The organism is Bradyrhizobium macuxiense (assembly GCF_001542415.1).
Lineage (GTDB): Bacteria > Pseudomonadota > Alphaproteobacteria > Rhizobiales > Xanthobacteraceae > Bradyrhizobium > Bradyrhizobium macuxiense.
In genome coordinates, this window is record NZ_LNCU01000036.1 from 184,190 (window position 1) to 197,445 (window position 13,256).

11 protein-coding genes are annotated in these 13,256 nt (G+C 65.6%); 7 read left to right on the forward strand and 4 right to left on the reverse strand.

What is annotated here, in order from left to right; translation table 11 throughout:
- Positions 1-108 precede the first annotated feature (108 nt).
- Genes AS156_RS10320 through AS156_RS10330 form a run of 3 tightly spaced genes read right to left on the reverse strand, consistent with a single transcriptional unit; the run spans position 109 to position 3,400 of the window.
- A complete protein-coding gene (locus AS156_RS10320; protein ID WP_066503410.1) occupies positions 109-1,461 on the reverse strand; it encodes an aminotransferase class III-fold pyridoxal phosphate-dependent enzyme in 1,353 nt (450 codons plus the stop codon).
- 14 nt (positions 1,462-1,475) lie between these two features.
- Complete coding sequence (locus tag AS156_RS10325) at positions 1,476-2,129, reverse strand: HAD-IA family hydrolase (protein ID WP_066503516.1); 654 nt, start codon at positions 2,127-2,129, stop codon at positions 1,476-1,478.
- Between the two features lie 8 nt (positions 2,130-2,137).
- A complete protein-coding gene (locus AS156_RS10330) occupies positions 2,138-3,400 on the reverse strand; it encodes a Tm-1-like ATP-binding domain-containing protein (protein WP_066503517.1) in 1,263 nt (420 codons plus the stop codon).
- Between the two features lie 214 nt (positions 3,401-3,614).
- On the opposite strand from AS156_RS10330, the gene AS156_RS10335 reads away from it, so the two are divergent.
- The 7 genes from AS156_RS10335 (at position 3,615) to AS156_RS10365 (ending at position 12,150) form a co-directional block, all read left to right on the forward strand.
- Positions 3,615-5,099, forward strand: a complete 1,485-nt coding sequence (locus tag AS156_RS10335) for an aldehyde dehydrogenase (RefSeq protein WP_066503411.1) — start codon at positions 3,615-3,617, stop codon at positions 5,097-5,099.
- A complete protein-coding gene (locus AS156_RS10340) occupies positions 5,096-6,484 on the forward strand; it encodes a transaminase (RefSeq protein WP_066503412.1) in 1,389 nt (462 codons plus the stop codon). Before AS156_RS10335 ends, AS156_RS10340 begins: the two co-directional genes overlap by 4 nt.
- On the forward strand, positions 6,484-7,281 hold the full coding sequence (locus AS156_RS10345; protein WP_066503415.1) for an SDR family oxidoreductase: 798 nt from the start codon (positions 6,484-6,486) through the stop codon (positions 7,279-7,281). Before AS156_RS10340 ends, AS156_RS10345 begins: the two co-directional genes overlap by 1 nt.
- Entirely contained in the window at positions 7,282-8,052 is a 771-nt protein-coding gene (locus tag AS156_RS10350) for an SDR family NAD(P)-dependent oxidoreductase (protein ID WP_066503416.1), read from the forward strand.
- Positions 8,053-8,313: 261 nt separating this feature from the next.
- Positions 8,314-9,906: a sugar ABC transporter ATP-binding protein gene (locus tag AS156_RS10355; protein WP_136626122.1), complete on the forward strand. Its 1,593-nt coding sequence runs from the start codon at positions 8,314-8,316 to the stop codon at positions 9,904-9,906.
- On the forward strand, positions 9,903-10,895 hold the full coding sequence (locus tag AS156_RS10360; RefSeq protein WP_066503419.1) for an ABC transporter permease: 993 nt from the start codon (positions 9,903-9,905) through the stop codon (positions 10,893-10,895). The genes AS156_RS10355 and AS156_RS10360 overlap by 4 nt, the downstream gene beginning before the upstream one ends.
- A gap of 103 nt (positions 10,896-10,998) precedes the next feature.
- Entirely contained in the window at positions 10,999-12,150 is a 1,152-nt protein-coding gene (locus AS156_RS10365; RefSeq protein WP_066503421.1) for a substrate-binding domain-containing protein, read from the forward strand.
- 81 nt (positions 12,151-12,231) lie between these two features.
- Here the strand turns inward: AS156_RS10365 and AS156_RS10370 are convergent, their stop codons facing one another.
- Complete coding sequence (locus tag AS156_RS10370) at positions 12,232-13,023, reverse strand: DeoR/GlpR family DNA-binding transcription regulator (RefSeq protein ID WP_066503423.1); 792 nt, start codon at positions 13,021-13,023, stop codon at positions 12,232-12,234.
- Between the last annotated feature and the right edge of the window lie 233 nt (positions 13,024-13,256).

Genomic DNA, 13,256 nt, shown 5'->3' on the forward strand with positions numbered 1-13,256 from the left:
CCATTGCGCGGCAAGTGCAGCTATGGATTGCTTCGTCGCTATCAGCGCAAAATTGCTCCGCAATTTTGTCGCGAGCTCCTCGCAATGACGAGGAAATTTCACAACAGCTCAGCCGGCCGCTGAGAGGCCGGCGTCGATCCCTGCGGCGATCTTGCTGACGTCTGCGGCCGTCAGGATCAGGGGCGGCGACAGGATGATGGTGTTGCCGGAGACGCGCAGCATCACGCCGGCCTCGTAGGCGGCGTCGGCGACCTTGGCCATGGTCTTCTTGTCCGCCACCTTCTTGCTGTCGCGGTCGGCGACCAGCTCGAGCGCGGCCATCAGCCCCTTGCTCCTGACGTCACCGATCAGCTGATGCTTGTCCTTGAGCTTTGCGAGCGCAGCAGCGAGCTCCTCACCGCGCGCGGCTGCATTCTCGTTGAGCTTCAGGCGCCGGGTCTCGGCCAGTGCCGCAAGGCCGGCGGCGCAGCCGACCGGGTGGCCCGAATAGGTGTAGCCGTGTCCGATCGAGCCGAATGAGCTTGTGTCGGCTTCGAAGGTCTCCGCAACGGCTTCGCCGATCAGTGTCGCGCCGAGCGGGAAATAGCCAGAGGTGATCGCCTTGGCCATCGTCATCATGTCCGGTTTCACACCCCACAACCGCGAGCCCGACCACGCGCCGGTGCGGCCGAAGCCGGTGACGACCTCGTCCGCGATCATAAGGATGCCGTGACGGTCACAGAGCTCGCGCGCCAGCCTCATGAAGCTCTCCGGCGGCACGATCACGCCGCCGGCGCCGAGCACCGGCTCCATGATGAAGGCGGCGATGGTGTCGGCGCCCTGGAACGCGATCTCGTCCTCCATCGCCGCCGCGCAGAGCTGCGCGAGCCGTGCGGGATCGGTCTCGTTGAAGGGATTGCGATAGGTCGAGGGCGCCGGGATGTGAAACACGCCCGGCAGCAGCGGCTCGTAGTTGCGGCGGAAGTTGGCGTTGCCGTTGACCGAGGCGCTGCCGAAATGCGTGCCGTGATAGCCCTTCTTCAACGCCAGGAACTTGGTGCGGTCCGCCTGGCCCTTGATCTTCCAGTATTGCCGCGCGAGCCGCAGCGCGGTTTCCACCGAGTCGGACCCGCCTGAGGTGAAGAAGGCGCGCACCATGCCTTCCGGTTTGAACCATTCGGTGAGCTCGTAGGCGAGCTCGATCGACGGGCCCGTCGAGGTACCGCGGAAGCCCGAATAGTAGGGCAGCGCGTTGAGCTGATCGGCGATCGCCTTCTTGATGGGATCGCAGCTGTAGCCGAGATTGACGTTCCAGAGGCCGCCGACCGCGTCCAGCACAGTCTTGCCGTCGATATCGGTGACGTGGACACCCTTGGCCTGCATCACGATCCGCGGCGGTTGCGCCCGCATCTCGGCGGGGTGGGCCATCGGATGCCAGATCGGCTTGGCGTTGTTCTCGACCAGGAAGTTTCTGTCGCGCATGATGGTTCTCTCGCTCAGTCGAATTGCAGCCCGAAATGGCGCAGCGCCTCGCGGTAGGAGGCAGCGGGATTCTTCACGTCGAACAGCACCGTGCGCAGGTGGCAGGCTTCCGCGCCCGCGATGTTGCGGTGCTGGTCGTCGACGAACACGCAATCATCGGCCGCCAGCGACAGCGCGTCCAGCACGCTCTGATAGGCGCGCGGATCGGGCTTCAGGATCCCGGTATGCGTCGCGTCCATGATGGTATCGAAGCGCGCCAGCACGGGGAGGCGGGCGCGGAAATCCCCGCCATAGAACAGATCAAGCTCGTTGGAGAGGATCGCGAGCCTGAAGCCGGCATCGGCCACGATCCGGATCGCGCGCCCGGCTTCGGGACGGATCACGGTTTCAGGATCGGCGCCGCGCGCGCGCTTGACGAAGGTCTCCATGTCGGGCCAGTCCTCGCCCAGCATGCGCCCGACCTCGCGGCTGCGCGTCAGCCAGTAGCCGCGCTCGGAAATCTCACCGCGCTGCATCGCCGCCCAGAGCGGATCGCTCTCGGGGTCGAACGGACCGCGCCATGTCAGCGTGCCCGGCGCGAGGCCGAGTGTGCGCTCAGTCAGGTCGTGGGTCTCGAACAGGGTCTTCGAGATGACCCCGCCGAAATCGAGCACCAGGGCTCCGGCGATCGGCCTGTTCACGCCGCTACCGTGGTGCGGCCGGCCGGCACGATACCGGCCTCGACCCAGCGGTCGAAGATGGCGAGCACCGTCTCGTTGAAGACAGTGCTGTTGATGTGGTCCGCGATCTCGTGCAGCTCGACTGGGGCTGCGATCGCCGCGCGCATCGCGTCGACGAAGGTCGAGAGGGCATCGGGATCGTGCAGCGGTTCGCCGGCGCGGTCCCATTGCTGGATGCCGCCGGCCGGCAGCACGAAGGCGACCGGCGCCTTGGCATGAGACAGCTTCTCGGCGATCGCGCCCGCGATCCGGCGGCGGTCCACCGGCCGCGACGTCGCCGATGCGAGCAGGCGGTTATGCGCATGGAACGGACGATCGGCGAGGTCCTGCGGGATCGTCAGCCACGCCGGAAAATCCACCATGTCGACGGCACCGGGCGCGACGATCTGCGGGATGCCGGCGCGGCCGGCGTTCTCCAGCCGGTCCGCACCCGAATTGACCACGGAGCCGGTGAGCTGGTTGGCGACCTCCTGCAGGCTGAGATCGAGCACGGCAGCGAAACCGCCTTGGGCGGCGATCGACTCCATCGCGCGGCCGCCCATGCCTGTGGTGTGGAAGATCACCACTTCGTAGCCGCGCTTCTCGAGCTGCGGCTTCAGTTCGACCATGTAGCGCAGGCAGCTCTTGCCGAGCGAGGTGATCGCGACGACCGGCCGCTTGTTCTGCGGCCTGATCGCGCTTTTCGCAGCGCCGACGATCGCACCGCAGGCCTGCGACAGCACCGCGGTGCAGGTGCCGTTGAGGCCGTAGAGACCGCCGGCCCACAGGATCATCATCAGGTCGGCGGCGACGCGCTCGGGCGGGATCAGATGCGAGAATGCAACCGTCGAGACGATCATTTTGGGCAGGCCCAGCGGCAGCGCCTGCGCGACGTCGAGCGCGAGATCGGTTCCCATCGTGCCGCCGATCGCGATCACCGCGTCGATGGCGTCGCGCGCGGCGAGATCGCGTGCCAGATTTGCAGCGCCAATTGCCATCAGCGACATCGCCGAGTTCTCGTCGCCACTGGACGCGATGTCCGCGATCGTGGTCTGCGCCGCCGCGGCCACGGCATGCTTGTCGTGTGCGGCCTTGTATGGCGGATCGCCGAGCACGCTGATATCCATCATGATCGTCCTGCCGCCGGCCTTCGCGATGCAGTCGCTCATGAACTTGAGTTCGTCGGCCTTGGTGTCTCCGGTTCCGATCAGGAGGATGCGGGGCTGCGTGATCTCTGGCATGATCTTGTCAGTGCTCGGCGGCGGGCGTGAGGGAAGTGGGCTGATTTGCACCGAGCGGGCAAGGCGTTCGGCCATCGTGCGATCACGCTATGGGGACGGTGGTCGCGGCGACATCCACCTATCGGTTGATTGCCGGCAAAGCCTTGAATTGGCGAGGATTGCGCTCACTAGCGTTCCGCCGGGCGGGCGCACTTTGCCATAGTCACAGTCTCATATGCAGCAAGCCCAGATCGATCGATTGAGGTCGGCCGTGATTCCGGCCCAGCAGCTCTTTGTCGGCGGACGGTCGACACAAGCCTCCGGCAACGCGCGGCTCGATGTCGTCTCGCCGATCGACGGCCGGGTGCTGACCACGATTGCCGATGGCGATGCGACCGACATCGATCTCGCGGTGAGCCGTGCGCGACAGGCGTTCGAGCAGGGCACCTGGTCGCGTGCGGCGCCGGCGCAGCGCAAGAAGGTGCTGCTGAAGTTTGCGGAGCTCATCGAGCAGCATGCGCTCGAGATCGCGGTGCTCGGCGTGCGCGACAACGGCACCGAGATCGGGATGGCCTACAAGGCCGAGCCGCTGTCGGCCGCCGGAACCATCCGCTACTACGCCGAGGCGGTCGACAAGGTCTATGGCGAGATCGCGCCGACCTCAGGCGATGTGCTTGGCCTCGTGCATCGTGAGCCGCTCGGCGTCGTCGGCGTGATCGTGCCGTGGAATTTTCCGCTGATGATCGGCGCCTGGAAGATCGGCCCGGCGCTCGCGGCCGGCAACTCGGTCGTGGTGAAGCCGCCGGAGCTGGCGTCGCTGACTTTGTTACGGCTCGCGGAGCTCGCCAGCGAGGCGGGATTGCCCGACGGCGTGCTCAATGTCGTCACCGGCCGCGGCGCGTCTGCCGGCGAGGCGCTCGCGCTGCACATGGACGTCGATGCGCTGGCCTTCACCGGCTCCGGCGCGGTCGGCCGCCGCCTGCTGGAATGCTCCGCGCGGTCGAATTTGAAGCGCGTTCATCTCGAGCTCGGCGGCAAATCGCCCAACATCGTGTTCGCCGACGTGCCTGATATCAAGCAGGCGGCGAAGGTGTCGGCGAACGGAATCTTCCGCAACTCCGGCCAGGTGTGCGTCGCCGGCTCGCGGCTGCTGGTGCAATCCGCGATCTATGAGCGCTTCATGGACGAGTTGCTGCAGGTAACGGCAAAGCTCCGGGTCGGCGATCCGCTCGAGCTGACGTCGGACATTGGGGCGATTTCGAGCCACGCGCAGTTGCGCAAGAACCTCGACGCCGTCGCGCGCGCCGAAGAGCAGGGCGCGACGCGACTGGCCGGCGGCGAGCAGATACGCATCGAGAGCGGCGGCAACTTCATGGTACCCGCGATCCTTGCCGACGTTACGCCTGCAATGGACCTGTGGCGCGAGGAGGTGTTCGGCCCCGTGCTCGCCGTCACGCGGTTCGAGCGCCAGGAGGAGGCGGTCGGGCTCGCCAATGCGACGCCCTACGGTCTTGCGTCGGCGGTGTGGACCGGCAGCTTGTCGAGGGCGCATCGCATGGTGCGTGCCGTCAGGGCCGGTGTCGTGCATGTCAACACCTATGGCGGGGCGGATATCACCGTGCCGCTCGGCGGCTTCAGGCAATCCGGGTTCGGGCGGGACAAATCGCTCCATGCGCTTGATGCCTATACCGATCTCAAGACAGCGTGGATTGCCCTATGACCGTCGCGGCCGTTGAGCGCAAAGCCATCGTGAACCGGCTGCTCGATGCCGAGCAGGAGCGCTTCAAGGCGTTGCACCCGCGCTCGGCTGCGGCCTGGCAGGACGGTAAGCAGCATTTTCTCTATGGCGGCCCGTCGCACTGGATGCGGCGCTGGGCCGGCGGTTTCCCGGTTTATGCCGATGAGGCCGATGGCGCGCATATCAGGGATATCGACGGGCGCGACTACATCGATTTCTGCCTCGGCGATACCGGCGGCATGTGCGGCCACGCGCCCGAGGCGGTGACGGAGGCCGCGACGCGCCAGCTCAAGCGCGGCACGACGATGATGCTGCCGACCGAGGACAGTCTTTGGGTTGGCGCCGAGCTCTCGCGCCGCTTCGGCCCGAAATACTGGACGCTGACGACATCGGCGACCGACGCCAACCGCGCCGCGATCCGGATCTCGCGTATGATCACCGGCCGTCGCAAGGTGCTGGTGTTCTCCGGCTGCTATCACGGCGGGGTCGAGGAGGCGCATGTCGAGATCCGTGACGGCCGCGTCGCGCTGCGCAACATGATCCATCCGAACGGCGTCGATCATGACGCCGTCAGCCGGGTCATCGAGTTCAACGATGTGGCTGCGCTGGAGGCCGCGCTGGCGCATGGCGACGTCGCCTGTGTGCTCACCGAGCCGCTGATGACGAATTTCGGCATGATCCCGGTCGATCCCGGCTTTCACCGCGCGTTGCGTGACCTGACCCGCCGCGTCGGCGCGATCCTGATCATCGACGAGACCCACACGCTGTCGTGCGGGCCGGGCGGCTACACGGCGGCTAGTGGCCTCGAACCCGACATCTTCGTCGCGGGCAAGGCGATCGCGGGCGGGATTCCGGCTGGTATCTTCGGCCTGAGCCAGAAGATCGCTGAACGGCTCTGGACGATCGTTCCGCACGTCAATCCGCGCGAGCGGCAGTCCGCGCATCTCGGATTTGGCGGCACGCTGGCCGGCAATGCGCTGACCGTTGCGACCATGCGCGCGGTGCTGGAACAGGTGCTGACGCCAACGAACTACGAGCACATGATCGCCACTGCCACGCAACTCGCGAGCGCGGCCCGTGGCCTGATCGAGGCTAGTGATCTGCCCTGGCACGTCACGCAGGTCGGAGCACGCGCCGAGATCATGTTCATGCCACAGCCGCCGCGCAGCGGTGCGGATGTCATTGCGGGCCGCCAGCCCGATCTCGAGACCCTGCTGCACGCCTTCTACATGAACGAGGGCATCCTGGTGACGCCGTTCCATACGATGTTCCTGATGTGCCCGGCGACGTCGGCGCAAGACGTCGATCGCCACACCGCCGTCTTCGCGCGCTTCATCGATCTGTTGCGGCAGGCCGGAGCGCTCTGATGCAGAAGCCGCCATTCGATCTCGCGGGAAGGGTCGCCATCGTCACCGGCGGCGGCAGGGGCATCGGCGCCGCCATCGTCACGCGGCTCGCACAGGCCGGCGCGACCGTCGCGATCGCCAACCGGACGCCGGACGTTGCCGAGGCGCTGGCGCGCGAGCTCGCCGCCGACGGATTGGCGGCGCAGTCGGTGCCGTTCGACAAACTCGACCGGGCGAGCTTGCGCCTGCTGGTCGACGGCGTCGCCGTGCGACACGGCCGGCTCGACATCATCGTGCACAATGCCGGCGGCTGTCCCTGGTCGTCGCTGGAAGAGCTCGATGAGGCGAGGCTGGAGGAGGCGCTGGCGCTGAACCTCAGTGCGAGCTTCTGGCTGGCGCAGGCTGCGATCCCCCATATGCGCGCGATCGGCTTCGGGCGGATTCTGGTGACGTCATCGGTCTCCGCACGCGTTGCGATGGGCGGCGGCGCGCATTATTCGGCGGCGAAGGCCGGCGTCAACGCCTTCATTCGCGGCGCCGCATTCGAGCTGGCGCGTGACGGCATCACGGTCAATGGTGTCGAGGCCGGGTTCATCGAGAAACCGGGCCGTGGCACCATGAGCCAGCCGGAGAACAAGGCGAAGCTCGAGCGCTTCATCCCGATGGGGCATATGGGCAGCGCAGACGACATCGCCTGCGCGATGCTTTATCTTGCTTCCGCCGAAGCCGAATATGTCACCGGGCAAACCATCGTCGTCGACGGCGGTTCGACCCTGCCGGAAACCGGGTTTGCCGTCGAACGGCAATGGGGATTGTAGATGCCGCGGCTCGAAGGAAAGACGGCGCTGGTCACGGGAGCCGCGACCGGCATCGGCCGTGCCACGGCACTGCTGCTGGCGAAGCATGGCGCGCGCGTGGTGTTGTTCGGCCTTGGCGAAACCGAGCTGCAGGGGGCCGCAGCCGAAGCCGGCGGGCTCGCCGTTCACGGCGACGTCACCCAGGCTGCTGATATAGCGACGGCGATCGGGGCCTGCGGCGCGCGGCTCGACATTCTCGTCAATGCCGCCGGCCTGATCATCCCCGATCAGCCCGCAAACGTCTCCGACCACGTGTGGGCCAAAACCCTCGACGTCAATCTCACCGGGACGATGCGCGTCTGTCGCGCGGCCCTGCCGCTGCTCCGGCAGCGCGGCGGCGCAATCGTGAATATCGCCTCCGTCGCCGCGTTCAACGCCAGCCCGGATAGCGCGAGCTACGCGGCCAGCAAGGCGGCTGTCGTCGCCTATACGCGCTCGCTGGCCTATGCGCACGGTGCCGACGGCATTCGCGCCAACGCCGTGGCGCCCGGATGGGTGCGCACGCCGATGAGCGACTACGAGATGCGGTTGCTTGCGGAGCAGAACGGCACGACGCCCGACGCAGAATCCCAGGCGATCGAGCGGCGGATCGCGCTGGGACGGATGGCCGAGCCTGCGGAGATCGCAGCCTGCTGTCTCTTTCTGGTGTCCGACGAGGCGTCCTTCGTGACGGGCGCTGTATTGGTTGCCGATGGCGGTGGCCGCGCACCGACGCAGCATCGCGCGGTTTAGCGGCGCATCATCCCCAACACCTTCAGCCAGCCTGGTGCTGGCCTTGGACCGATCATCGCGCAAGGCACGTCGACGACGCCGTCAACCGTGCGGCGAGATCGAACCTGCGCGCCTCTCGTTCCGCCCTTCCTCCGGCTTCCCCTCAGCTCGGCGCGATCTCCCATTGACAGGTCAGTCGTTCTGATAGAATTATAACACAGTAAGTTGTAATAATAACAAAATGTCACCATCGTAGCAGCGATGGGTTAGCGGGAGGAGAATGTGGAGCCGTCTGGTTCGGTTGCAGCACAGCCCGGGCCGCCGACGCCGCTTGTGATGGTCAACGGCATCAACAAGCGCTTTGGCGGCGTGCGTGCGTTGCGCGACGTGAACCTGGAGGTCCGGGCCGGCGAGGTGCTCGCGCTGCTAGGCGAGAATGGCGCCGGAAAATCGACGTTGATCAAGATCCTCAGCGGCGTCCACGCCCCTGACGGCGGCGCAATCGAGATCGAAGGCCGGCCGGCGGCGTTCGACAGTCCGGCCAAATCGCGCGAGGCGGGGATCGCCGTCGTCTACCAGGATCTGAGCCTCGTTGAATCGCTCAGCGTTGCGGACAATCTGTTGCTCGGCCGCGAGCCGCTGGCCCGCTTCGGCTTTGTCAGGAAGCGCGCGTTGATGGCGCAGGCCGAGGCGTTCCTGGCGCAACTCGGCATTCCCCTGGATATCAAGGCGACCGTGGGCTCGCTGCCCTTCGCCTACCGCCAGATGACGGAGATCGCGAAGGCGCTGATGGGCGAGGTACGGCTGCTCATCCTCGACGAGCCGACGTCTTCGCTGACATCAGACGAGGTCCGTATCCTGTTCGACGCGATCGGCAAGGTGACGCGCCGCGGCGTCGGCGTAATCTATGTGACGCATCGGTTGAACGAGGTGTTCGAGATCTCGCAGCGTGTCACCGTGCTCCGCGACGGCGCCAACGCCGGCACCTTCGTCACCGCAGATACCGACATGAAGCGCCTTGTGAATGCGATCGTCGGCAGCGATCGGTTGGCGCCGGCGGCGCCTCGCGCCGCGCCGCCCACCACCGCTTCCTTCGAGACGGCGCAGGTCCTGTCCCTGTCGAACGTGTCAAACGATCGGCTGCGCGCCGTCGACCTGTCGATTCTCAAGGGCGAGATCCACGGCCTGGCCGGACTGATCGGCAGCGGCCGCACCGAGATTCTCGAGACGATCTTCGGCCTCCGGTCGGTCGACGACGGTACGTTCGAAATCGACGGCCGGCGATGGCTGCCGAAGAACCCGGCCGACGCGATCGATCAGGGCATCGCCCTGGTGCCCGAGGATCGTCACGTGGGCCTGGTGCTGGACCACTCGATCGAACGCAATGTCACGCTGTCGCGATTGCCCTATTTCTCGCGTTGGGGCTGGATGCAGCAACGCGCTGCCGGCAAGCGCGCCGAGACCGCGATCAGCAGGCTCGCGGTGAAGGCGCAGGGCGCATCGAGCTTGGTCAGGACGCTCTCCGGCGGCAACCAGCAGAAGGTCGTGTTCGGAAAGTGGAATGATCCGCGTCCGCGCGTGCTGCTGCTCGATGAACCTACCGTCGGCGTCGATGTCGGCGCGCGCGAGGAAATCTATGGCGTGATCCGCCATGCCGTCCGTGACGGCACCGGCGTTCTCGTCGTCTCGTCCGACTTGGTCGAATTGATCGAGCTCTGCGACCGCATCTCCGTGATCGTCGACGGCCGCGTCGCCCGGACCTTGCTGCGCGGCGAGATCGACGACGCCGAGGAACTGCACCATCTCCTTCAACTGTACCAGGCCTCCGGCCCAAGCGCATTGGACAAAGGCGCATCGCAAGAGCTGCCAGCATGACCGAATTGACCGCACCCAACATCGTGACATCGCCGACACCATCTGATCGCCGGCGCAAGCTGTTGCAGAACCTGCTGCGTGGCGAGCGGCCGTACATGCTCTACATCGCCTTCGTGATCCTGCTCGTCGTGTTCAGCCTGTCCTCGCCCTGGTTCCTGTCGGTCGAGAACTTCCTGAACATCGGCCGGCAGACCACGCTGGTGTCGATCATTGCCGTCGGCATGACCTTCGTCATCATTGCGCGCCAGATCGATCTCTCGATCGCATCGACGCTGGCGCTCTCGGGCATGGCGGCTGCGCTGGCGATGAGCCATGTCGACAACAGCTGGATCGTCGGCGCCGCGGCCGGGCTCGGCACCGGCGCGCTGGTCGGATTGCTCAACGGCATCCTGACCACGCAGCTTTCGATCCCGTCCTTCCTCGTGACGCTGGGCACGCTCAGCATGGCGCGCGGGCTGGCGATGATGGTGACCAACACCAAGCCGGTCATCATCACCAATGAGACTTATTTTGCGATCTTCGGCGAAGGCTCGTTCTTCGGCATACCTGTGCCGATCGCCTGGACGCTGGCGGCGATGATCGTCGGCATCCTGCTGCTGCACTACAATGTGTTCGGTCGAAGGATCTACGCGGTCGGCGGCAACCCGACCGCGGCGCTCTATTCCGGCATCAATACCAAATGGGTGACGACGGCAGCCTTCGTCCTCACTGGGACGCTGGCCGGTCTCGCGGCGCTGGTGCTGTCGGCGCGTTCGCATGCGGCGCGGCCCGACGTCGTCCAGGGCATGGAGCTCGACGTCATCGCGGCCGTCATCCTCGGCGGCTGCAGTCTGTTCGGCGGGCGCGGCTACATCCTGGGAACGCTGTTCGGCAGCCTGATCATCGGCACGCTCAACAACGGCCTCGTGCTGCTCGGCGTCAGCTCGCCGATGCAGCTCGTGATCAAGGGCGCGATCATCGTTGCCGCGGTTGCTTTCACCAAACGCTAGTCGTGGTCAGGCGCATCGCATGAGGACAAGGTCATTGCGCTGCGCGGGTAGGGGTAAGGTCGCTGGCCCTCCGGTCAATCGGCGACCAAAACGGGAGGAAACAATGAAGCCAATCTTGCGACAAGCCTTGCCGCTGACCGCGCTGATCGCGGCCACGGCGATCTCGATTGCTCCCTCGGCCCGCGCCGAAGTGCCGGCGACCTGCGTCAAGGGCGTCGATCTCGCGACACTCGGACCGAAATCGATCGTCGGCCAAGGGCCGCATGGCGAGAAGGCCGCCTCGCCCGAAGTGCTGGCGCTGTCGGACGCCGATGCCGCCAAGGTCAAGGAGAAGCACTTCAAGGTCGGCATCTCCATGCAGACCGTCAACCTCGACTGGTCGCAGCTGCAGATCCAGGGCATCACCGACACGCTGAAGAAATATGGCGTGACGGTCACTGGCGTCGCATCGGCCGAGTACCAGGTGGACAAGCAGATCGCGGACATCGAGAACACGATCCAGCAGCATCCGGACGGCATCATCTCGATCCCCGTCGATTTCACCGCGACCGCGCCGACCTACAAGAAAATCGCCCAGGCCGGCATCAAGCTGGTCCTGATGGACAGCATCCCTACCGGCCTCAAGCACCCGGAGGAATATGCGGCGATGGTCTCGGCTGACAGCCAGGGCAACGGCCAGATCGCAGCGCAAATACTTGCATCCTGCGTGGCGCAGGGCGGCACCATCGGTCTCGTCAATTTCGGCGTCGACTATTTCAGCACCAATGAGCGCACTAAGGGCGTGCGCGAATGGATGAAGAAGAACCGGCCGGACATCAAGATGAAGCAGGTCGATTTCACCGACCCGCCGAAGGTCTCGCAGATCGCGGGCGACTTCCTCACCGGCAATCCTGACATCAAGGGACTGTTCGCGGTCTGGGATCAGCCGGCGCTGGACACGCTGAGCTCGATGCGCGCCCAGGGTATCGACATTCCCGTCACGACCGTCGACCTCGGTCTACAATCGGCGATCGAGATTGCCAAGGGCGGTCCGTTGAAGGCGACCGGCTCGCAACGGCCCTATGACCAGGGCGTCGCAGAAGCGTTGGCAATGATGAACGCTCTGTTGGGCAAGGAGACGCCGGCCTGGATCGGCGTGCAGTCGCTGCCGGTGACGCAGTCGAACGTGCTGGAATCCTACAAGACGGTGTTCAAGAAGGAGCCGCCGCCGGAGCTCGCTGACGCCTGCAGCAAGGCCAAGCCCGCCTGCAACTGAGGTTTCGGATTCCGATGCGCGGTCCCGCAAGGCCGCGCGTTGTGAAGCAGCCTGATCCGGGCGAGCCAGCCCCCGCCCGGGTCAGGTTGCGTTGGTCACATACGCGACGGGAAGACTGCGGAAGTGCTTGCGCATGTCCGATGACGCGGCGCCGCCGACGATGATCCGTGAGAACGCGCCGATGTCCGAGAAGAACGCCGGCTTGAGGCTGCCGAGCTTGCTGGCATCGACCACCAGGATGCTCTCCATCGCGGTGGCAATCACGGCCTGCTTGATTGCGACTTCGTGAAAGTTCGAGCAACTGGCGCCGCGGGTCCAGTGCACGCCGCCGGCGGATATGAAGGCCTTGTTGATCCCGAGTCGTCGCAGGTACGACAGGCCGTCGTCGGACGAAAACGACTGCGACGAGGGATGGTAGAGCCCGCCCATCAGCATCACCTGCGTCGCCGGTCGCCGCGTCACGATCGACGCCACGTTCATCGAATAGCAGATCACCGAGAGCGGCAGATCCTCGGGCAGGCAATCCGCCAGCGACTGCATCGTGGTTCCGCAGTCGATGAAGATCGTGTCGCCTTCCTTGATCGAGGCGGCGGCGGAGCGGCAGGCGAGCAGCTTGTCCTGGGTGTGCTGGTCGATCTCCTGCTCGAACGTGTACTTGATCCCGGTCGGCGACGCCGCGTTCACGACATAGCCGCCGAGCAGGGCGAGTGCCGCCTCGGGACCGGCGAGATCGCGTCGCACCGTCATTTCGGAAACCTTGAGCAATTCGGCGGCATCCTTCAGGTGCAGCGCGCCGCTGCTCTCGACGGCGCGGCGCAGCCTTTGCAGGCGCTGAACGCGCGTCTCGCTTGGTCGTGTCGGTGTTTCAGCCATTTTGGTCACCGAGCTTGCTTATCCGGTTGACAATGATCTTACAATGTTGTGAGTTTATCAACGGTAGCATGTTAGAATAATAACATGGAGCCCACAGGGACAATCCAACGTCTGGTCATGTCGTGCGTCGGCAGGCTGCGTGCTCCAGCGCGCAAGGTCTGGGAGGATCACATGTTGCAATCCGGACATCCAACTTATCTGGCGTTTCAGTCGATTCGCTAGCACCGCGGGCG

Bases quoted from the DNA above. Each gene is read 5' to 3' on its own strand.
- AS156_RS10335 (WP_066503411.1), top strand. From the start codon at position 3,615: ATGCAGCAAGCCCAGATCGATCGATTGAGGTCGGCCGTGATTCCGGCC.
- AS156_RS10360 (WP_066503419.1), top strand. From the start codon at position 9,903: ATGACCGAATTGACCGCACCCAACATCGTGACATCGCCGACACCATCT.
- AS156_RS10365 (WP_066503421.1), top strand. From the start codon at position 10,999: ATGAAGCCAATCTTGCGACAAGCCTTGCCGCTGACCGCGCTGATCGCG.
- AS156_RS10345 (WP_066503415.1), top strand. From the start codon at position 6,484: ATGCAGAAGCCGCCATTCGATCTCGCGGGAAGGGTCGCCATCGTCACC.
- AS156_RS10330 (WP_066503517.1), bottom strand. From the start codon at position 3,400: ATGCCAGAGATCACGCAGCCCCGCATCCTCCTGATCGGAACCGGAGAC.
- AS156_RS10350 (WP_066503416.1), top strand. From the start codon at position 7,282: ATGCCGCGGCTCGAAGGAAAGACGGCGCTGGTCACGGGAGCCGCGACC.
- AS156_RS10320 (WP_066503410.1), bottom strand. From the start codon at position 1,461: ATGCGCGACAGAAACTTCCTGGTCGAGAACAACGCCAAGCCGATCTGG.
- AS156_RS10340 (WP_066503412.1), top strand. From the start codon at position 5,096: ATGACCGTCGCGGCCGTTGAGCGCAAAGCCATCGTGAACCGGCTGCTC.
- AS156_RS10370 (WP_066503423.1), bottom strand. From the start codon at position 13,023: ATGGCTGAAACACCGACACGACCAAGCGAGACGCGCGTTCAGCGCCTG.